We start from the raw sequence: 20,688 nt of genomic DNA on the forward strand, positions 1-20,688 counted from the left end.
GATCAGTTTTTTTTAATCGATAGGTTTCAGATTACCTCCGGATGTTTTGCTGATATTGGATTCTATTTCAGGTCTTCCTTTATATTTTACCAAACCTCCTGATGAAGCCTTTACTTTCAGTCTGGTAGAAACATTCACGGAAAGATTTCCTCCGGATGTGGCCTCTGCCTCAAGGTTATTCAGCTTCAGTCCGTCTGCTTTAAAAAGTGCCCCGCTGCTGATATCTATTATTCCCGAATCTGCTCTCCCTTCAATAGCTGTATTGGATCCGCTGGAAGCCTTTACCATAATGGTTCCCGCTGTTATTCCGGCTCTGATACTGGCTCCTGATGAAGTACCTATATCTACTTTATTTGAAACTTTAAAATCTCCTTTCACGTTAGCACCGGATGACACATCAATAACCAGATCATTTTCATTTATAGAATTCACTACATTGAAATTAGCTCCTGATGAGGCCTTGATATTCTCCATTCTCGGAGAAGAGACGTTAACGCTGAGATTTCTAAACTTTAAATTCTTTGTTCCTTTATTATCTACGTAGACTTTCAAAACCCCATTTTCCACTTTTGTGATGACATACTGAAGTTTATCAGAATCAGCGATTACTTTTACATTAGTTGGGCTTTCCTGTTTGAAAACCACATTCACGCCGGTGCTTACCTGAATTCCTGAAAACTCGCCAACATTTCTAGCTTCCCCGTTAAGATAAGAGGAATTATTTTCAGAGGTAAGGCTGTTTCTTGTATTGGTTACAGGGTTGGTTTTGGTCTCGCTGGAATTAATGATCTTATTCACATCATCCATAGAAAGTTTTCCGTCCAGCATGACCAGGATATTTTCTCCTTTTCCTCCATCAATGCTTAGCAGGAGATCATCCAGCATTCCGTCCTTTGCGTCAGAAGAAAGAAATTTTATCTTTGCTCCTGAGTTGTTGACAGACATGATCTCATTGTAATTAAGGTTCTTCAAATACACGGAGACATCTTTGCTGAGTCTGGAAAGATTATCCTGAACTTTACGCCCTTCAGTTGTATTAGCATTTTCCGGATTTTCTGTAATAAGAATTTTCAATCCGTTAATTTTTGAAAGCAGTGGTTTGATCTGATCCAGTTGGGAATCGTCAATATTAAGGCTGCTCAGCATACTGAACATAGGCTTTGCAATTTTAATGGAGGTTACCCCTTCCACCTCCTGATACCTGTCAAAAAGCATGTCGAATTTATCCTGTTGCCCATACACTGTAAAGAAGTGGGAAAAAGCGAGCGCGAATATTATAAATATTTTTTTCATGAGTCAATTTTTATTTTCTTAAGCTGATTACTCTTGCCTGATCAGGAGCATAATCTATTTTTGTTGTTAATAATCGTCATCTACTACTGTAGGCTGTGCTAACTTTTCACTAACGTTATTTGCAAATATCTGGAATGAATATTTTGTTACATTAATCGCTTCATCTACATTATCGATCCTTTTCCCATTTACAATGACATAAGAATTTTTATATCCGGTAGAATCTTTTAAAGCTTTATTATCTTTGAATGAAGAGTTGCTCACAAACTTCGGTTTTGATTCTTTTTTCAATCTTCCCCTTTTTGGCAATATCTCATCCAGTACATCCTTTTCCGCCACTGAATTCTCCTGGAAAATAGAATCTTTTTTTGCCCCGGAAATAGAATCGGTATGGTTAACTGCCACCTGCTCCTGGTGGTCATTGTTCTCTTCAATAAATTTTGATTTCTGCTTCAGAACCTCATCTTTTACCAGTTTCTCTCTTTCAATCACACCGGTACGGTAATCATTAAAGAAAAAACCAATACTGAAAAGAAGCACTAATCCGGCTGCCATCCAGAACCATTTCGGAAAAGAAGGTTTGTTCTTGTGGAGTGGGATGATCGATGCCTGGTTGGCTTCAGAGTCATCAGCCCTGCCTTCTGCTTTCTGAAGAAAATCTTCAAAACTCCAGTCCATTTTTTCTTCCTTTATCTCCCGGAAGATCTCATCGTATTTATTCTGAAATTGATCTTTGTTCATAGCTCATCAGTTGTGATATTTGTTCTTTTACTTTTTGTCTCGCCCGCATCAGATTTACCCTTACTGCGTTTTCTTCCATTTCCAGCATTCCGGAAATTTCCGAGACCTCATATTCTTCTACATCTTTCAGATGGATCACCATTTTCTGCTTTTCCGGGAGCTGGTTGATAAACCCTATAATATGCTCCTTCAGATTATTGATATCCATGCTGTACAATTCCGAGCGGTGAAGCTGCAAATCTGCAAATCCCAACTTCACATCATGGTGCTTCAGTCTGTTAAGACACTCATTCCGGACAGATTTCAAAGCATAGGATTTTAAATTTCCAAACTTCTCCAGTTCTTCTTTCTTCTGCCAGAATTTAATCATCAGGTCCTGCACCACATCTTCTGCCTCATCACTGCTCATAACGAATCTTTTCGCAAAACGATACATCTCGTCTTTGAGAATAAACACCGTATTCTTGAAAGTTTCTTGGGTCATGAGTTTTGTTTCTATTAGTAAGACAATTAAAATCTTTATTCTATTACACTACATTATAAAAAAAGTGGTGATTTTCTAATTTTAGATTACCAATTACACTCATAAAGTCCATTTAGAAAGAGTTTTATGATTTTTATAAAATTACATATTTTTTTCTTTTAGAAAAATAGTACGGATATCAGTAATTTTTGACTGCACCTTCTCCAATTGTTTTTCACACATTTGTAGAGTTATAAAAAAGAATTATATTTAACTCATTAAAAACAAAATGCATGAAGAAAAAATTAATCCTCCGGCTCCTGCCGCTAATAGCTTTGGCTATGATTTTACAATCCTGTAGAACCAGCGAAGATTATCTTTCCGGTAGTAATGATGAGCCTTCTTACTCCAAAAAGTTTCAGGTGTTTTCGGCAGCCAATAAAGAATATGTAAACTACGCTCAGGGGTTTAGAACGCTGTTGGAAAACTATGACCAAATTAATGGCACCGGCTACACCAGAGCTGCATTATTGAAAAAAGGAAACTTCAATAAAAATGAATCAGAGTATGTAGAATTTAACCTTCATTCTCAGGAAATGCTTCTGGACGATGGTGAGAGATGGGTAATATATCCCATCATAAAAAGTAATCAGGCTGATGGCCTTATGGCTGGTATTCTCAGAAATGAGGAAACAGAAGTAGAATTCAGGAAATTGGATTCCGGAAATTCTTATTATACCGTAGTAATGGAGATATTCCGTAACGCCTATATGAAAAGTAATCTGAAAAAAGGATTGGTAAGTAAAGGGAGCGGTTGTGGATTTGAGGGACAGGAACCCTGCGATGTGGGTGAAATCGTTATTCCTCCCCCTCCCAAACCAAGACCTACAGGAGGTGGAACACAGGGAGGATGTACAGGATACAACAACTGTTTTGACCCAAGTGTAGGAAGCGGAGGCGGAGGAAGTGCAGGACAGGGAAGTGAAGACCCCACTCCGTGCTGGAGAATGCAACTAAAAACAAATAATGAAACTTTTAAAAACAATATCACAAGTCTTGAAGGAAAAACAGGGGAGAGTTTTGAAAGCGGTTTCAGAATAGGAAGCGGAGGCGAGAACCAAATACTGCAAAATAATCCGGGAAGCCAAACTGTAAATATGACACGTTTCCCAAATACAGTTGCGATAATGCATTCTCACTACGATGGTTTATATCCAATATTTTCTCCGGGAGATTTAATGTATTTTAATGAATGGATTATATGGGCACAAAACTATAACAGCAATCCGGCAAACTCACCTAAAATTCCTCTTAGCCAAATTGTTTTTACAGTAGTGAGCAGCTGGGGAAATTATTCTTTTATGTTTGATGGCACATCTTCTACACCTTTTCCTAATTACACTCAAGAGCAATTTGATGAATTAAATTCCAAATACATTCAGTTATTAGATGAAGCAAAGAGTGTAGCAAATGTAAGTGGTAGCGTAAGCTATAATATGGAACAGCTTGAAAAAGGATTTCTTAAATTTATGAACGAAAAAATGAATATGTCTGGTGCAAGTCTTTTCAGAAATACTTCCAGTGGAAATACCCAACTGAGTTTGGTAAACGGAAAACTAGTAGAATCGAATTGTCCTTAATACTAAAAAATCAACCATTATGAAAAATATATTTTTAATTATAGTAACCATATTTACAATTTCCTGTAAAGCACAGGAGTATCCTCTTAATACAAGTCTAGATAATCTACCAAACAATGCTTATTTAAAAGATACTAATAATGAACTTAATAAATATGTAGGTCTTTGGAAAGGAACGTGGGATGGAAAAACGCTATATATTCAGTTAAAAAAACTAAAACACTATTCTTCTATACCAGGAGATACTCATCCATATTACATGGATGTAATTTTTGGTGAAAGAAAAGTTGTGGCAGCTGATGGAACTATAGAAATTGACAGAATTACTAATTTCGATGAACAAGGTCCGGAAATAAGAGGGATATTTTCAAGCTTAAGAAACGGAAACTGGAAAAGACTGTATTTCTCTCCTAAAAATATGTGTGGAAAAAGAGCCTCGTTAGATATTACTAATTTTACAGGAAATCAAATGACACTTCATTTAGAATATATGCCTAGTATTTATAAGGAAGATTGTATACATAATGCATATGTTCAGCAGCATAATGATTTTCCTATTAATTTTCCTAAAGATATTGTACTAACAAAGCAATAAGGATGAGGCAATCCGAAAAATTCGGACTGCCTCATTTCAATTACAGATGATGAAAAATTTATTTTTAATTATAGTAACATTACTATTGTTTTCTTGTAAAGCACAAGAGTATCCCTTATAATCCTACAGATATACCAGCTAATGCTTATCTAAAGGATATGAATAATGAATTGAATAAGTATGTAGGTCTATGGAAAGGCACTTGGGATAGTAAGATTATCTATATTCAGTTTAAAAGGTAAAATACTATTTATCAGTTCCTGGGGGAACTCATCCTTATTATACTGATTTAATATTGGGAGAAAGAAAAGTGATTTCAAATAACGGAACTGTAGAGATTGATCGGATTACTAATTTTGATGAACAAGGGGCTGAAATTAGTGGGATGTTTTCAAGCTTAAGAAATGGAAACTGGAAAAGACTGTATTTCTCTCCTAAAAATATGTGTGGAAAATCGGCAGCTTTAGATATTACTAGTTTTACAGGAAATCAAATGACACTTCATTTAGAATATATGCATAGTATTTATAAGGAAGATTGTATACATATGTTCAGCAACATAATGATTTTCCTATTAATTTTCCTAAAGATATTGTATTAACAAAGCAATAAGGAGGAGGCAATCCGAAAAATTCGGACTGCCTCACTTCAATTACAGATGATTAAAAATATATAATTATAAAGGCAGCAGTATTAAAAATGGAAGACATAACAGGCTATAAATACTGATGCAGATTTAATAAAATTTTTACCATATCCCTTCATAGTCGCAGAAACCTAGCCTACTGATAAATTATTCTGACAAAACAGTATTAATACAAATCCCTCCGAAAATCTTTGGAGGGATTTGTATTAATACGTATCAAAAATATGTTTCAGAATAGCTTTATCTTCATCCGCTAAAGTAACTTTTCTTCTAGCCATTGCTCTTTCTGCCACTTCGTAAGCTTTATCCAGCTTGAATCGTTCATCATCTTTACTACCACCCCATGAGAAGTTCTCCACAAGGTTTGGCGGAAAGCCAGGCTTAAATATATTAGAAGCAACACCTATTACCGTTCCGGTATTCAGCTGGGTATTGATCGCTGTTTTAGAGTGATCTCCCATAATAAGACCGACAAACTGAAGTCCGGTGTCTTCAAAAGCTTTTGTCCTGTAACTCCACAATTTGACCTGACTGTAATTATTTTTAAGGTTGGAAGAATTGGTATCCGCTCCGAAATTACACCATTCACCAATCACAGAATTCCCTACAAAACCTTCATGTCCTTTACTTGAATAGCCAAATATGATGATATTATTCACTTCTCCGCCCACTTTACAATGCGGGCCGACAGTTGTAGCACCATAAATTTTTGATCCTAAGTTAAACTTGGACTCTTCCCCCAGCGAGATCGGTCCACGGAGGTTACAGCCTTCCATCACCTCAGCATTTTTTCCGATATAGATTTTTCCTGTTTTTGTATTGATGGTAGAAAATTCGATCTGAGCTCCTTCTTCAATGAAAAGATCTTTCTTATCCCCTAAAAATCCATTGGTAGAGGAAAGCTCCTGTGAAGTTCTTCCTTCGGTCAGCAAATTGAAATCAAAATCAATGGCAAGATGATTATAAGTAAATAAGTCTGCCGGTTTTTTAAAGAAGGTTAATTTCTCCTTTACATCTGTCATCTTCTCGATCTGATTCAGGGAAAAATCTTTCATATTAATCCTTGCCGCAATCAGTTCATCTTCATAAACAAGTGCTTCGCCCTGTTTAAGATCTTTAATTTGCTGAATGACCGTTTCGGTAGGCAGAAAATTAGTAACCAGGAAAAGACTTTCTTTTTCTTCTGGATTTTTGAATTTATTCTGAAGATAATTTTCAGTAAAATAAGAAACCTCGGTATTTCCTAAGATCTTTTGCCAGCGCTCAGAAAAAGCAAGAATTCCGCATCGCATAGCGGCAACAGGGCGGGTAAAAGTCAATGGAAGAAAATCTTCCCAATACTGGGCATCTGAAAATACTAATTGCATTGTAATATAGAAGTTAGAGATTAGAAGTTAGAAGTTAGAAGTCCAATGTTGAGATATTGATCTGCCAACGGATTCGGGACATCTATTTTCTGTTCAGAGCAAAAATACAAAAATAGCTGGAAATAGAACCTGAAATTTATATTGCAGAAGTCATATATGCATGATTGCTTTTCATTCCAAACGCAACTTGCCGTTCTACTAATTTCTAACTTCTAGATTCTAATTTCTCAAAATAAAAAAAGTCTCCCAATAAATTGGAAGACTTCAGTATGCTTGGTAACAAAAAATTACTTAGCGAATTTTTTGTATTTGTTCATAAACTTATCAACTCTACCTGCAGTGTCAACTAATTTCACTTTACCAGTGTAGAAAGGGTGAGAAGTTGAAGAGATTTCCATTTTGATCAATGGGTATTCTTGTCCTTCATATTCGATACTGTCTTTTGTTTCTGCAGTAGATTTGCAAAGAAACACCTCGTCGTTACTCATATCTTTGAAAACAACAAGTCTATAATTTTCTGGGTGGATTCCTTTTTTCATAATACAATTTTTAAAAAATTAAAGTTTGCTTCCGAAATAGTAATGGTATTTCTCTGCTAATTTTAGGTTGCAAAAGTACAACATTTTTTCAAATATACAAATACCAGATTCAATATTTTTTATTGATAAGAAATTCAAAGTATTTTCGTTAAATTTGGAATCTTAAACTTTATTTTCGATGAAAATCAAACTATTACTGGCTTTTTCTTTTTGGATGCTTCTTGTAGCAGTATCGTGCAATAAAGATGATATTACTTTTGACGCTCCATCACAGCAGTTAAGTTTTTCAAGGGACACCGTATTCTGTGATACAGTCTACCATCAGGTACGTTCTGAAACGTATTTTGTAAAAGTATATAATAATGAAGACAAGGATGTTTTAATTCCGAGAATCAATCTGGAAAGGGGAAGTGCATCATTATACAGGATCAATGTAGATGGAAAACCGGGCTATGATTTCAAAGATGTCCCGTTGAGAAAGAAAGACAGTATGTATATTTTTGTAGAAATTGCTCCCGAAGCTACCGGTCCTGAAGCTATTGCCGAAGATAGAATTGTCTTTAACAGCGGTGCGGGACAACAGCATGTAACTTTGTTCTCAGTAGTTCAGGATGCAGAATTTTTCATCGAAACACCAGGCAATCCTAACGTAATTTCCACTCATACAACTTGGAACAACAATAAAGCTAAGATTATCTACGGAGATCTTACGATCAATCCAAATATCACACTGGATATCCAGGCGGGAACTAAAGTTTACTTTCATAAAAACAGCGGCATGAAGGTATCATCCGGAGCAAGCTTAAATATCAACGGGGTTTTTGACAATGAGGTGATCCTGCGCGGGGACAGAAATGATCCGTATTATGACACCATCCCTAAGAACTGGAATTCTATCCGGATGGAACCTAATTCTATTCTCAACATGAATTTTGCAAGGCTTTTCGGAGGAACAAGAGGCTTAGATATGAAACAGAACACGGCAACTATCAGAAACTCATTCATCCATACTTTCTTTGAATATGGTATTTATGCAGTGGGTTCAACGGTTAATGCCAATAATTTAGTGATGAACAATTGCGGTGAGTCATGTATCGGGATTTTCAGAGGTGGCAATCACAGCTATACCCATGCTACGATTGCTAATTATTCTAAAACAATGGGATCTTTCAACAGAAACGGAATTACCGCAGCCAATGAATGGAAAAATGCAGCAGGAACTACAGAACAGGGAGCACTTCAACGCCTTGATATAAAAAACAGCATCGTCTTTTCAGACAGGGACAACTCTGTGAATTTTGAGCAGACTCCGGGACAGCAGTTTGAATTCCTGATCCAGAACTCGCTGATAAAGTATTCCGGCACATCTGAAGCCGGGTTCAATTTCGATAACAATGTCAATGTAATACAGAGCATTAAGAATGAAGATCCACAGTTCCTTAATTATTTTGCAGCGAAGATGAACCTAAGGGTAAAAACAACATCTCCGGCAAGAGGAAAAGGCAACGTTACTGTAGCCGGAACCGTACCTTTTGATATTGTGAATGTATCAAGAACAACCAACCCTACTCTTGGAGCTTATCAATAATGGAAATCACAAAACTGCAGGAACAGGTAGATGAATGGATCAAAACCATAGGAGTCCGTTATTTTAATGAGCTGACCAATATGGCCATGCTGACCGAAGAAGTAGGCGAAGTAGCCCGCATCATCGCCAGAAGATATGGCGAACAAAGCGAAAAAGAAAGCGATAAAAGCAAAGACCTCGGCGAAGAGCTGGCAGATGTGCTGTTTGTTACTTTATGTTTGGCCAATCAGACCGGAGTAAATTTACAGGAAGCCTTCGACAAGAAAATGAAAATCAAAACTGACCGTGATAAAGAACGGCATCAGAACAACGAAAAGTTGAAATAATAAATAGATATCAGATACAAGATGTCAGATATCAGACTTTAAAACAATCTGATATCTGATGTCTGTTATCTGAATATTTTCAAATTGCAGAAATAATGAAGTTAGAAAAATCAAAGTTAGCATCAGATAAAACAGTTCAGATCAGCGGTTCGAAAAGTATTTCGAATCGTTTGTTGATTTTGGAAAGTTTATTTAAAAATATACAGATCGGGAACCTGTCTAATTCCCAGGACACTCAGCTGCTGAAAAAAGCACTGTCTGAAAATACAGAAACCGTAGACATCCACCATGCAGGAACAGCCATGCGTTTCCTTACTTCCTATTATTCAATATCTGAAGGAAAAACCACGGTTCTTACCGGATCCAAAAGAATGAAGGAAAGGCCTATCAAAAACCTCGTTAATGCATTAAAAGACCTGGGTGTTGAGATCGAATATCTGGAAAATGAAGGCTTTCCGCCTTTAAAGATCACAGGAAAGAAGATCACGCAAAAGAAGGTCAATGTTCCGGCTAATATATCCAGCCAGTTCATCACTTCCCTGCTTCTGATTGCCGGCAAGCTTGAAAACGGACTGGAAATTAATTTAGTGGGTGAAGTTACGTCAAGATCTTATATAGAGATGACGCTGGATATCCTGACAAGATTCGGGATCAGTAACAGCTTTGAAGGAAATAGGATTAAAGTGGAACCGTTTGATATGAATGGTAAATTATCCGCTACAAGCTATGAAGTGGAAAGCGACTGGAGCTCGGCTTCATACTTCTACTCCATCTGTGCACTGGGAAGAAAAACCATTCATCTGAAAAGCTTTTACAAAGAATCTACCCAGGGAGATTCTGCTATAGCTAAGATCTATAAAGACTTTTTCGGTATCACTACCACCTTTATTGAAGAAGAGCACAAAATTACCCTTCAGCCGGAACCTGACTTTATTTTCCCGGGAAAAATCATCCTGGATATGAATAACTGTCCGGATATTGCCCAAACACTTTGTGTAACAGCAGCAGCCTTAAAAATTCCTTTTGAAATTTCAGGACTGGGCACTTTAAGGGTAAAAGAAACCGACAGGCTGCAGGCTTTATATAATGAACTGAAAAAACTGGGTACTGAAACTGAAATTACAGATCTTACCATCAAATCTGTGAGTTTCGGGGAGCCGGAGGAAAATATTTCCATTGCAACTTACCAGGATCACAGAATGGCGATGAGCTTTGCTCCGTTCTGCCTTATTAAAGAACTTAATATTGAAGAGGAAGACGTTGTGGAAAAATCTTACCCGATGTTCTGGAAGGACCTGAATGACATCATGATAAAAGGATAGAAAATTTTGAAAAATTCTAATATGATAAGAAAGTATGTATTCTTTTTCTTCCTGCTGATCCCTATGTTTTCCTGGGCGCAGTATCTGTTACCCAATGAAGAAACTGTTTTCTCATTCAAAACAAATAATGGGAAAATCATGGCTTTGGTTAAAGATAAAAAGAATGAATATATTCAGTATAGATTCGGTAGTAAAGACCGTGTAGAAATGGAATTTCCGGCCACAAGAACCCAAGAAAGCTGGAAGCAGTTTACCTACAGCTCTTACCATAGAGGCGGCGGAAAACAGAATGCAGGCATGGACCTCAACTATCTGACATTTACCAAAAACAACTACAAATATCAACTGTTCAGAACCTATTCTGCAGAAGATGAATCATTTTCTACCGGCATTACCGTTACCGACAGCAAAGGAAAAGAAACTGAAATTACAGGAGTTTATAAAACCATCAAGGGCTGCATGTGCAATCTGGAAAACACAGAGGTAAGGAAAGAAGATTTTGGTTCTTAGTTTAATCTATTAAAATGAAACAACTTTTTTGTTTTTCAGTCCTATTAATATGCACCGTGTATCATTCACAAAGCCTTAAGGATTTTACGGTTCCTGGCGGATATCAAAAAATTTCCAAAACTGAAGGAGATCTGGATAAAGACGGAACAGATGAAACAGTGATCATTTTCAATACGGATAAAAAAGCTAATACGGATGACCGCGATGATTTCCTGAGGACATTCTTTATTCTAAAAAATATAGACGGAAAACTAAAGATCTGGAAACAAAACAACACCGTTCTTTTTTCCAGCGGAATGGGATTCTATCCAGAAGATAATGCACCTCCTGAACTATTGATTAAAAACAACAGTCTTTCTATTACCCAAATATTCAATAGCAATTCGAGACATACCCAGACTTATAAACATACCTTCAGATTTCAGAATGGTGATTTCTACCTTATCGGTTCCCATGACAGATTTGAAGACACCTGTGAGTTCAATTACCTGACCGAGATCAATTTTTCAACCGGGAAAGTAATTACAGATGAAGAATACTCCTCCTGTGATGATGAAGAAAAGGATATTCCAAAAGATGTTCACAAAGAACTGATCCATCCGTTTAAGACTTTGATCAGAATGAGTCATTTCAGGATTGGGGAAAACAAATTGAAAACACCCGGTTTGAAAAGAGAAATTAATTACTGAAAATCAAACACATAGAAAAGAACTACACTTTAGCTCATTTCTGTTTATTTTTTACTCACAAACTTATCCACAGACTTATCCACAGTTTATCAATGCATTTTCACTTACTGATTCAGAAAAAGATGATAGCCGGTGATTTTATTTCTGAACAATTTTATACTGCAATAAATAATAGAGTTCCTATTTCTTTTTTTACATTTGCTGAAAATACGGTTTGTACTGAAACACAGCAGCCGGAAGAAAAACAAAAGTCTAAAATTATAAACAATCAATGACTATTATCATCACTGGAACCTCATCAGGAATAGGTTTTGTACTGGCCGAATATTTTGGGAAAAAAGGCCATAAAGTATATGGTTTAAGCCGAAAACATACGGAAAGCCAGTATTTCAGGTCTATTCCGACAGATGTTACCGACAACACAGCCGTTCAGAATGCTATCATTGAAGTATTAAAAACAGAATCAAGGATTGATGTACTGATAAACAATGCAGGAATGGGTATGGTAGGCGCTGTGGAAGATTCTACTAAAGAAGACATTTTAAAACTGTTCAACCTGAATCTTGTAGGAGCTGTCCAGATGATGAGTGCTGTTCTTCCGAAAATGCGTGAAAATAAGTTCGGAAAAATCATCAATATTTCAAGTATAGGAAGTGAAATGGGACTTCCGTTCCGCGGTTTCTATTCTGCTTCCAAATCTGCTTTGGATAAGGTAACTGAAGCCATGAGATATGAAGTATACCCATGGAATATCGATGTGTGCTCTCTGCATCTTGGTGATATCAAAACAAATATTGCAGAGAACAGAGTGAAAACACAGGTTTCCGAACCGTACAAAACTATATTTGACAAAGTTTACAGTTTGATGAACTCGCATGTAGGTGACGGAACCGAACCTCTTGAAGTGGCAGCCTATGTTGAAAAACTTTTAGACAAGAATAAATGGAAAGCTCATTATTATTTCGGTAAATTCGGGCAAAAGATCGGAGTTCCGCTGAAATGGATCCTTCCTCAGGGAACCTATGAGAATCTGATGAAAAAATATAATAAACTGGACTAATTTCAGTTATTAAAAAAATTATTTAAATCTGCTGTTAAAACCGTTAAAATTATTGAGTTGTTAAGAGCTAGTCAACAAACTCTGTTAACGGTTTATAGAAATTGAACATTGAAGTTATTTCTAAAAATATTTTTTATCCTGTTTTGCGTTTTTGTACAAGCGCAGAAGAAACAGTATTGGCTTATTGATACGGAAACCAATGTCAGAAAAAAGGTCAATGATTCTGTTTCAGCGGCAAAATTTCTGGATTCCCTGTCTCAGAACAATTATTTCTTCACCAGGCTGAAAGAAGTGAAAGTGAACGGCGACAGTACTGAAATTTTCTACGATAAAGGAAAAAACTTTAATGAGACTTATGTCGATCTTTCTGATTCTGTTGCTGTGAAATTAAAAATACAAAAAGAATTTTTCACTAAAAATTTAGATTCAACAAAGAAAAGCATTAACAAAAGATATATTGATGACGGGTATTCTTTCAGCCGTCTTAAATCTAAATATAAAGGTCAGAAAAACGGCTATCCCGTGATAGAGCTGGATATTAACAAAAATGATAAGCGGACGATCGACAATTTTGTAGTGAAAGGTTACGAAAGAGTTCCCAAAAGGTTTATGAAAAACCTTGAAAAAGAATTCAAAGGGAAAACTTACGACGACAAAAATCTACTGGCTATCAGCAAAAATTTCCAGAGCCATGCCTTCGTTACCCTGGAAAGGCCTCCACAAACATTATTTACCAAAGATTCCACAAGCATTTATCTGTTTATGGAAAAGAAAAAGACCAATACGTTTGATGGGGTGATCGGTTTCGGAAACGATAAAACGGAAAAATTCACACTGAACGGAACCCTGAATGTGAACTTCAGGAATATGTTCAACGGATTTGAAACCGTCAATCTGTACTGGCAGAGAAACCCGGATAAAGGACAGACTTTTGACCTTCAGACCGATATTCCTTACCTCCTTAAATCCAATGTAGGGATGAACCTGAAAGTCAATATTTTCAGACAGGATTCTACTTTCGCGAATGTAAAATTCCTTCCGGCTTTCTATTACCACATCAATAACCGCAACAAGATCGGGCTTAGAGGAACCCTGGAATCCTCCAGCATCATAGACACTCTGTATGTTCAGGGTAAGGATTATAATAAAAAAGGACTCGGGATCTGGTTTGAAATGACGGAACCTACGGACATAGATCTTTTTCTGTACAAAACAAGAATCAACGCCGGCTATGATTACCTGACAACTACTTATACCAAAGATAATATTAAGGCTAACCAGAATCAGTTTTATTTCTTCGGTGAACACAATTACCATATTTCAGGAAATCATTTTCTTAATATAAAAGCGGAAGGAGCCATGATGGATTCCAAGATAGAATTCTCTGCCAATGAATTGTACCGCTTCGGGGGATGGAATTCTATGCGGGGATTCAATGAAAAATCCCTTGCCGCCGATTTTTATTATTATGCAGGTCTGGAATACCGGTATCTCATTGGAAGCCAGGCATTCTTTGATTTCTTCGGGCAGTACGGACAGCTCAATAACAAGTCCCTAAATGTTAAACCTAAACTTTACAGTGTAGGACTTGGATTTAATTTCTTTATCCCGATCGGACTGATGAGCTTCCAGCTGTCGAATGGTAATGAGTTCGGAAATCCGTTTAAGTTTAATGACATCAAGATCCATTGGGGAATTTTGAGTAGATTTTAAAATTAGCAGATTCTCATTCTATTAATCAAATGACCTATTTTTTTAAACGCAAAGTTTTAAAGAAAAAGAATTATTTATAGGTCAGCAAAGAAAGGTGACTGCGCCACTGAATAAGCACTCTTTTTATCCACAAGCTTCATCAAATCAATTTTAATTGATTACTGCTTTGCATTCTTAAAATAAAGCATCACGAAACTCAAACTTTGCGTTAAAAATTATATTCGCTATCACAATCAACTGAGATATTTTAAAGAAAAAAGTTCTAATTTCTAGATAAGCAAAGAAGATAGCTGCGCCATTGAATAAGCACTCTTTTTATCCACAAGCTTCATCAGATCAATTTTAATTGATTACTGCTTTGCATTCTTAAAATAAAGCATCACGAAACTCAAACTTTGCGTTAAAAATTATATTTCGCTATCACAATCAACTGAGATATTTTAAAGAAAAAAGTTCTAATTTCTAGATAAGCAAAGAAGGTGACTACGCCATTGAATAAGCACTCTTTTATCCATAAGCCTCATCAGATCAATTTTAATTGATTACTGCTTTGCATTCTTAAAATAAAGCATCACGAAACTCAAACTTTGCGTTAAAAGCTATACTTCACTATCATAATCAACTGATATTTTAAAGAAAAGAGTTCTAATTTCTAGATAAGCAAAGAAAGATAACTGCGCCATTGAATAAGCACTCTTTTATCCACAAGCTTCATCAAATCAATTTTAATTGATTACTGCTTTGCATTCTTAAAATAAAGCATCACGAAACTCAAACTTTGCGTTAAAAATTAGATTTCGCTATCACAATCAACTGAGATATTTTAAAGAAAAGAGTTCTAATTTCTAGATAAGCAAAGAAAGGTGACTGCGCCATTGAATAAGCACTCTTTTATCCACAAGCTTCATGAGATCAATTTTAATTGATTACTGCTTTTCTTGAAATAAAGCATCACGAAACTCAAAATTTGCGTTAAAAATTATATTTCGCTATCACAATCAACTGAGATATTTTAAAGAAAAGAGTTCTAATTTCTAGATAAGCAAAGAAGGTAGCTACGCCATTGAATAAGCACTCTTTTTATCCACAAGCTTCATCAGATCAATTTTAATTGATTACTGCTTTGCATTCTTAAAATAAAGCATCACGAAACTCAAACTTTGCGTTAAAAATTATATTCGCTATCATAATCACTGAGATGTTTTTAACCCAAAATTTTAAAGAATATTTACTGGCTCCTAGATTGACAAAGAAGTGTAGTTTCGCAAATGAATAAGCATTTCGTTTTATTCAGTAAAAAAATGTGATTAAAAATAGTGGTATTAAGGTCTAATATAAAGTATAATAAAAGAAAATATCAGAGTATACTATCTTTTTCAGCTTTATTATTATGTTAAATATTCCTGTTAAAAAATATTAAAATAGTATTTTTATTTTAATACCACATTAAAATACTGGTAACACTGCACCGCTAAATTTGTCCTCAAAAAAAATGAAGAAGACTTTAGCTACTTTTGCTGTTTTTTTACTCCCCCTTTATCTTACTGCCCAAGAAATTAACATTTCCGGAAATGTAAAATCCGAAAACGGCTCCAGTGTTTCCGGAGTTAGCATTACCGACAAGAACACCGGAAAAACAACGGTGACGGATGAAAGCGGTAATTTTACAATCTCGGCCAACCCGAAAGACATCCTTGAGTTTTATGCTCCGGACTTCTCTATGTATACCGTAGAGGTTTCTTCCAAAAGACAGTATGCTGTTGTTTTGAAAAAAGCAGATGAGAAACAGATTGAAGGTATCGTTATTACGGCTTTAGGAATTGCCAAAAAGAAAGAAAAAATAGGCTATGCAACCCAGGAAGTCGGCACCAAACAGTTTGAGACCATTACAACCCCAAGTATCGGAAATTTATTTTCAGGACAGGTAGCCGGTCTCAATGTTTCCAATCCTACAGGAATGCAGCAGGCCCCGCAGTTTACGCTAAGAGGAAACTCCAATCTGGTTTTCGTCATCGATGGGGTAATTGTTGAAAAAGAAGTTTTCCAGAACCTGGATCCCAATAATATTGAAAACATTAATGTATTAAAAGGAGCAACAGCTTCTGCATTATATGGTTCCAGAGGAAGATACGGTGCTGTTTTAATTACCACTAAAAACGCCAGGAAAAATGGCTTTTCCGTAGAGTTTTCTCAGAATACGATGGTAACGGCAGGATTTACCAATCTTCCGAAAACCCAGAACGAGTACGGAAACGGATCACACGGAAAGTATGAATTCTGGGACGGAGCTGATGGCGGTGTGAATGACGGCGATATGATCTGGGGACCAAAATTTACTCCCGGACTGAAAATTGCCCAGTGGAACAGCCCGATCAGGGATAAAATGACCGGACAGGTAATTCCCTGGTACGGTGCAGTAACAGGAACGCAGTACAATGACAAATCAAGATATGAAAGAGTTCCTATCGACTGGCAATATCATGATAACCTGGGTACTTTCTTAAAGCCTGCGGTGATCAACAATAACAGTTTCGCAGTAAGCTACAGGAACAATAAAGATATCTACAGGCTCTCCGGAAATTTCATGAATTATGATGATAGGATTCCGGGATCCTATCTTCAGCGCTATGGGGTGAACTTTTCTTCTGAAAATCATTTGGGAGAAAAATTAACCTTTGATACGAAATTCAATTTCAATCAAACCTTCACGCCCAATATTCCCAACTACGAATATAATCCAAGCGGACATATGTACACCATCCTGATCTGGATGGGAGCGGATGTAGACGGAAGAGACCTTAAAAACCACATGTGGATTCCGGGAAAAGAGGGAAGAGCACAGGCCAACTGGAATTATGCATGGTACAATAATCCATGGTTCGGAGCCGAGTATTATAAGAATAAAAACAGAACCAATATCATTAATGCACAGACCGGACTGGAGTATAAAGCAACAGAAGATTTCTCAGTAAAAGGAAAGATATCCATCGTTGAGAATCACAACAAACAGGAAATATTAAGTCCTTATTCTTACTTCAACTACAGTGCTCCGAGAAGTGGCGGTTATCTTCTCAATGATTCCAAAACATGGAATATGAACTCCGATATCTTAGCCACCTACAAGAAAAAGATATCTGAAAACTTTGATTTCACGATCAATGCAGGAGGATCAACATTCTATTATAAGAACGATATCGACAATGCTTCAACAGACGGGCTGAAAATTCCGGAACTGTACACCCTGGAAAACTCAACCGGAGCTGTAAAGTATTATGATTATCTTAAGGAAAAACTGATCTACAGTGCTTATTCAACGATTGATATAGGATTGTACAATGCTTTTTTCATCAATGTTTCAGGACGTAATGACTGGTCCTCTACCCTTCCAAAAGCCAACAGATCTTATTTTTATCCTTCTGCGTCGGTAAGTGCCGTAATTTCGAATCTTGTTAAAATGCCGGAAGCTGTTAATCTTTTAAAGCTTTCAGCTTCGTGGGCCAAGGTAGCTTATGATTTTCAGCCTTATTCAATAAGAAATTACTATCTGAATAATAAAGGGGCCACATTTAATGGAAATCCAATGTTCAACTATCCCACCATACTCAATGTTGAAAATTCTTTAAAGCCCGAACAGACCAAATCTTATGAATTGGGATTAAGTGCTGGTTTATTCAAGAACAGGATTACTTTAGATGTTACCTATTTCAGAACATTAGACTACAACAATATCCTGGAATTCCCAGCTGCTCCATCATCAGGTTTTACTTCGCAATATGTGAACGGGAATGAGTATACAACAAAAGGTTTGGAGATCTCTTTAGGCCTGGTTCCTGTAAAAACAGCCAATTTTACCTGGAGATCTTTAATCAACTGGAGTACTTATGAGCAGAAGCTTACTTCTATTTATGGCGATATGCCGAACTACAACAATATCAAGCTCGGCGAAAGAATGGACAGCTACTACGATTATACCTGGAAGAAATCCCCGGACGGAAAAGTAGTTCTGGATGCCGCCACAGGAATGCCTACAAGGGCAGATGCACCGAGTAACCTGGGCCATTTTAACCCGGACTGGACTTTTGGGTTCAACAATACTTTTAAATATAAAAAATTCTCCCTGAATATCGGGATCGACGGAAGTATAGGAGGTGTCATGAGATCCCAGGTGGTAGAAAAAATGTGGTGGGGCGGAAAACATCCAAACTCTACAGCCTACAGGGACCTTGAATATGCGAATCCGGGAACATATTATTTTGTACCGGACGGCGTTAATTACAATGCGGCTAACGGAACGTATACTCCACATACAAAACCAATCAGCTTTCAGGACTGGGCGCAGAATTATCCTTACCAGGCAAGGGTAACGGAAGATGAAAGTGAATTGTTTGCCAATGTTTTCGACAGGACTTTCATCAAACTGAGATCTGTTGTCCTCGAATATGATTTTTCGTATCTCCTTAATCCAAAAGGAATGATAAAAAATTTCACAGCCAATATTTCAGCTTACAATCTGGCCATGTGGAAAAAATCTAAGAATCTTTATTCCGATCCGGATTACCAGCTCAAGAAAGATAACAATGATATCCAGGACCCTTCCAGCAGATGGATAGGAATTGGGTTTAATCTTAAATTTTAATTAACAAGTATCCTGAACAATGAAAAAGACTATCAATTTTATAGCGAAACCGCAAAATAATACAATGATCAAATGGCTTAAATCAACTGCTTTTGCAGGACTGCTGATCCTGTCGTCCTGTGAAACCGATCTTGACAAGATCAATGAAAACCCTAATGACCAGGCCAGCGTAGACCCTAAAGTCCTTCTGACCTATGTTTCAAAAGATGCTTTCCAGATCAACGGTGACAATATGTATGCTTCAAGAATGATGATCGGTACAGACGGAGAAAATACCTATCAGTACATGAAATGGAATGATGCTTCTTTCGAGGTATATACGAAAGGGCTCCTGAATACCGTAAAAATGATGCAGGAAGCTGAAAAGACCAACAATAAAAACTACACAGCCATTGGTAAATTCTACAGAGCTTATTATTTCTTTAATTTAAGTTTAAAATTCGGAAGTATTCCTTACACAGAAGCAGCCAAAGGTGAATCCGGAATCACACAGCCGAAATACGACAGTCAGGAAACCGTAATGGCCGGAATTTTATCAGAACTGAAAGAAGCCAATGATCTTATCAATACCAATGACAAAATTGAAGGCGATATTATCTATAACGGCGACGCCTTAAAATGGAAAAAGCTGATCAATTCTTTCCGGCTGAAAATTTTAATAACTATGTCTAAAAAGTCTACATTGGGAAGTTATAATGTGGCTACCGAATTTGCTTCTATTGCAGGCAGCCAATCGTTGATGACTTCCATTTCAGATAACGGGGAACTTAAATTTGCTGATGCGGCAGACAGCAGATATACAATGTTCAACAGCAGTGGCTATGGATCAAGTTTATACATGGCAGATTATTTTATCAATCTGTTTAAAGCCAGACAGGACCCGCGTCTGTTCACTTTTGCAGCCCAAACTACAGGTGCAAAAGAAGCAGGAAAGCCCCTTACAGATTTCACAGGATACAACGGAGGAAACCCTACTTCTTCCTATTCTGACAATGCAGCACTGATCACAGCAAAAAATATATCTAAGGTGAATGACCGGTTTTATAAAGATCCTACCAATGAGCCTTCTTCAGTCCTGAGCTACCCGGAACTGGAATTTATTCTTGCTGAAGCGGCAGCCAGAGGATGGATCTCCGGATCAGCAAAAACGCATTATGACAATGCTATTAAAGCAAGTTTCAGTTTTTATCAGACCTATGTAAAAAACCCCGGACAATATTTCTCAGGATTTGATGTGAATCAGTATCTGGCAACCCCACTGGTTATTTATAGTGATGCTGCTCCGCTTGAAACACGTTTGGAAAAGATTATGACCCAGAAATATATGACGATGTTCCATCAGAGCCAATGGACTTCTTATTATGATTATTTAAGAACAGGTTATCCAAACTATCCTCTGCAGACAGGAGTTTCGGCACCATTCAGATTCAGATATCCGCAAGCTGAATATAACTATAACAACACCAATCTAAAAGCTGCTCTGGCCGCTCAGTACGGAGGAAATGACAATATCAATTCTAAACCATGGTGGTTGCAGTAAGAACTTAATATTTGTATAAA

General features: G+C 36.8%; 17 protein-coding genes. 12 read left to right on the forward strand and 5 right to left on the reverse strand.

Translation table 11 applies throughout. The features are described 5' to 3' along the window. Nucleotides 1–12: 12 nt before the first annotated feature. The 3 genes from J4Q03_RS02435 to J4Q03_RS02445 form a co-directional block, all read right to left on the reverse strand. Complete coding sequence (locus tag J4Q03_RS02435; protein WP_426046624.1) at nucleotides 13–1,293, reverse strand: DUF4252 domain-containing protein; 1,281 nt, start codon at nucleotides 1,291–1,293, stop codon at nucleotides 13–15. Between the two features lie 66 nt (nucleotides 1,294–1,359). Beyond that, nucleotides 1,360–2,034: a hypothetical protein gene (locus tag J4Q03_RS02440; protein ID WP_426046625.1), complete on the reverse strand. Its 675-nt coding sequence runs from the start codon at nucleotides 2,032–2,034 to the stop codon at nucleotides 1,360–1,362. Beyond that, complete coding sequence (locus J4Q03_RS02445; RefSeq protein WP_116014789.1) at nucleotides 2,009–2,518, reverse strand: RNA polymerase sigma factor; 510 nt, start codon at nucleotides 2,516–2,518, stop codon at nucleotides 2,009–2,011. The genes J4Q03_RS02440 and J4Q03_RS02445 overlap by 26 nt, the downstream gene beginning before the upstream one ends. A 272-nt stretch (nucleotides 2,519–2,790) precedes the next feature. On the opposite strand from J4Q03_RS02445, the gene J4Q03_RS02450 reads away from it, so the two are divergent. The 3 genes from J4Q03_RS02450 to J4Q03_RS02460 all read left to right on the forward strand — a co-directional run bounded on the left by J4Q03_RS02450 (nucleotide 2,791) and on the right by J4Q03_RS02460 (nucleotide 5,333). After that, entirely contained in the window at nucleotides 2,791–4,137 is a 1,347-nt protein-coding gene (locus J4Q03_RS02450; protein WP_426046626.1) for a hypothetical protein, read from the forward strand. A gap of 19 nt (nucleotides 4,138–4,156) precedes the next feature. Then, entirely contained in the window at nucleotides 4,157–4,732 is a 576-nt protein-coding gene (locus tag J4Q03_RS02455; protein ID WP_426046627.1) for a DUF6705 family protein, read from the forward strand. A 295-nt stretch (nucleotides 4,733–5,027) separates the two neighbouring features. After that, complete coding sequence (locus tag J4Q03_RS02460; protein ID WP_426046628.1) at nucleotides 5,028–5,333, forward strand: hypothetical protein; 306 nt, start codon at nucleotides 5,028–5,030, stop codon at nucleotides 5,331–5,333. Between the two features lie 251 nt (nucleotides 5,334–5,584). On the opposite strand, the gene J4Q03_RS02465 is transcribed toward J4Q03_RS02460, so the two are convergent. Then, nucleotides 5,585–6,745, reverse strand: a complete 1,161-nt coding sequence (locus J4Q03_RS02465; RefSeq protein ID WP_426046629.1) for a GlmU family protein — start codon at nucleotides 6,743–6,745, stop codon at nucleotides 5,585–5,587. A 287-nt stretch (nucleotides 6,746–7,032) separates the two neighbouring features. Continuing rightward, nucleotides 7,033–7,284, reverse strand: a complete 252-nt coding sequence (locus J4Q03_RS02470; RefSeq protein ID WP_111960878.1) for a type B 50S ribosomal protein L31 — start codon at nucleotides 7,282–7,284, stop codon at nucleotides 7,033–7,035. Between the two features lie 178 nt (nucleotides 7,285–7,462). On the opposite strand from J4Q03_RS02470, the gene J4Q03_RS02475 reads away from it, so the two are divergent. The 9 genes from J4Q03_RS02475 (at nucleotide 7,463) to J4Q03_RS02515 (ending at nucleotide 20,668) form a co-directional block, all read left to right on the forward strand. Next, nucleotides 7,463–8,872, forward strand: a complete 1,410-nt coding sequence (locus tag J4Q03_RS02475; protein ID WP_426046630.1) for a hypothetical protein — start codon at nucleotides 7,463–7,465, stop codon at nucleotides 8,870–8,872. Next, nucleotides 8,872–9,198, forward strand: coding sequence for a nucleotide pyrophosphohydrolase (locus tag J4Q03_RS02480; RefSeq protein ID WP_116014798.1), 327 nt, complete (start codon nucleotides 8,872–8,874; stop codon nucleotides 9,196–9,198). Before J4Q03_RS02475 ends, J4Q03_RS02480 begins: the two co-directional genes overlap by 1 nt. Nucleotides 9,199–9,293: 95 nt before the next feature. Continuing rightward, entirely contained in the window at nucleotides 9,294–10,520 is a 1,227-nt protein-coding gene (locus J4Q03_RS02485) for a 3-phosphoshikimate 1-carboxyvinyltransferase (protein WP_426046631.1), read from the forward strand. A gap of 21 nt (nucleotides 10,521–10,541) precedes the next feature. Next, nucleotides 10,542–11,030: a hypothetical protein gene (locus J4Q03_RS02490; protein ID WP_426046632.1), complete on the forward strand. Its 489-nt coding sequence runs from the start codon at nucleotides 10,542–10,544 to the stop codon at nucleotides 11,028–11,030. Between the two features lie 14 nt (nucleotides 11,031–11,044). After that, entirely contained in the window at nucleotides 11,045–11,719 is a 675-nt protein-coding gene (locus tag J4Q03_RS02495; protein WP_426046633.1) for a hypothetical protein, read from the forward strand. Nucleotides 11,720–11,990: 271 nt separating this feature from the next. Continuing rightward, a complete protein-coding gene (locus tag J4Q03_RS02500) occupies nucleotides 11,991–12,779 on the forward strand; it encodes an SDR family oxidoreductase (RefSeq protein WP_426046634.1) in 789 nt (262 codons plus the stop codon). A gap of 108 nt (nucleotides 12,780–12,887) precedes the next feature. Then, nucleotides 12,888–14,492 (forward strand): hypothetical protein, encoded by a 1,605-nt coding sequence (locus tag J4Q03_RS02505; RefSeq protein ID WP_426046635.1) that lies wholly within the window; start codon nucleotides 12,888–12,890, stop codon nucleotides 14,490–14,492. Between the two features lie 1,492 nt (nucleotides 14,493–15,984). Next, nucleotides 15,985–19,128, forward strand: coding sequence for a SusC/RagA family TonB-linked outer membrane protein (locus J4Q03_RS02510; RefSeq protein ID WP_426046636.1), 3,144 nt, complete (start codon nucleotides 15,985–15,987; stop codon nucleotides 19,126–19,128). A gap of 64 nt (nucleotides 19,129–19,192) precedes the next feature. Further along, nucleotides 19,193–20,668, forward strand: a complete 1,476-nt coding sequence (locus tag J4Q03_RS02515; protein WP_426046653.1) for a SusD/RagB family nutrient-binding outer membrane lipoprotein — start codon at nucleotides 19,193–19,195, stop codon at nucleotides 20,666–20,668. Nucleotides 20,669–20,688: the final 20 nt, after the last annotated feature.

This window comes from Chryseobacterium sp. NFX27 (assembly GCF_049887855.1).
Lineage (GTDB): Bacteria > Bacteroidota > Bacteroidia > Flavobacteriales > Weeksellaceae > Chryseobacterium.

Excerpts from the sequence above, each read along its gene's own strand:
- J4Q03_RS02435 (WP_426046624.1), bottom strand. The coding sequence starts at position 1,293 with ATGAAAAAAATATTTATAATATTCGCGCTCGCTTTTTCCCACTTCTTT.
- J4Q03_RS02440 (WP_426046625.1), bottom strand. The coding sequence starts at position 2,034 with ATGAACAAAGATCAATTTCAGAATAAATACGATGAGATCTTCCGGGAG.
- J4Q03_RS02445 (WP_116014789.1), bottom strand. The coding sequence starts at position 2,518 with ATGACCCAAGAAACTTTCAAGAATACGGTGTTTATTCTCAAAGACGAG.
- J4Q03_RS02450 (WP_426046626.1), top strand. The coding sequence starts at position 2,791 with ATGAAGAAAAAATTAATCCTCCGGCTCCTGCCGCTAATAGCTTTGGCT.
- J4Q03_RS02455 (WP_426046627.1), top strand. The coding sequence starts at position 4,157 with ATGAAAAATATATTTTTAATTATAGTAACCATATTTACAATTTCCTGT.
- J4Q03_RS02465 (WP_426046629.1), bottom strand. The coding sequence starts at position 6,745 with ATGCAATTAGTATTTTCAGATGCCCAGTATTGGGAAGATTTTCTTCCA.
- J4Q03_RS02470 (WP_111960878.1), bottom strand. The coding sequence starts at position 7,284 with ATGAAAAAAGGAATCCACCCAGAAAATTATAGACTTGTTGTTTTCAAA.
- J4Q03_RS02475 (WP_426046630.1), top strand. The coding sequence starts at position 7,463 with ATGAAAATCAAACTATTACTGGCTTTTTCTTTTTGGATGCTTCTTGTA.
- J4Q03_RS02480 (WP_116014798.1), top strand. The coding sequence starts at position 8,872 with ATGGAAATCACAAAACTGCAGGAACAGGTAGATGAATGGATCAAAACC.
- J4Q03_RS02485 (WP_426046631.1), top strand. The coding sequence starts at position 9,294 with ATGAAGTTAGAAAAATCAAAGTTAGCATCAGATAAAACAGTTCAGATC.
- J4Q03_RS02490 (WP_426046632.1), top strand. The coding sequence starts at position 10,542 with ATGATAAGAAAGTATGTATTCTTTTTCTTCCTGCTGATCCCTATGTTT.
- J4Q03_RS02495 (WP_426046633.1), top strand. The coding sequence starts at position 11,045 with ATGAAACAACTTTTTTGTTTTTCAGTCCTATTAATATGCACCGTGTAT.
- J4Q03_RS02500 (WP_426046634.1), top strand. The coding sequence starts at position 11,991 with ATGACTATTATCATCACTGGAACCTCATCAGGAATAGGTTTTGTACTG.
- J4Q03_RS02510 (WP_426046636.1), top strand. The coding sequence starts at position 15,985 with ATGAAGAAGACTTTAGCTACTTTTGCTGTTTTTTTACTCCCCCTTTAT.
- J4Q03_RS02515 (WP_426046653.1), top strand. The coding sequence starts at position 19,193 with ATGATCAAATGGCTTAAATCAACTGCTTTTGCAGGACTGCTGATCCTG.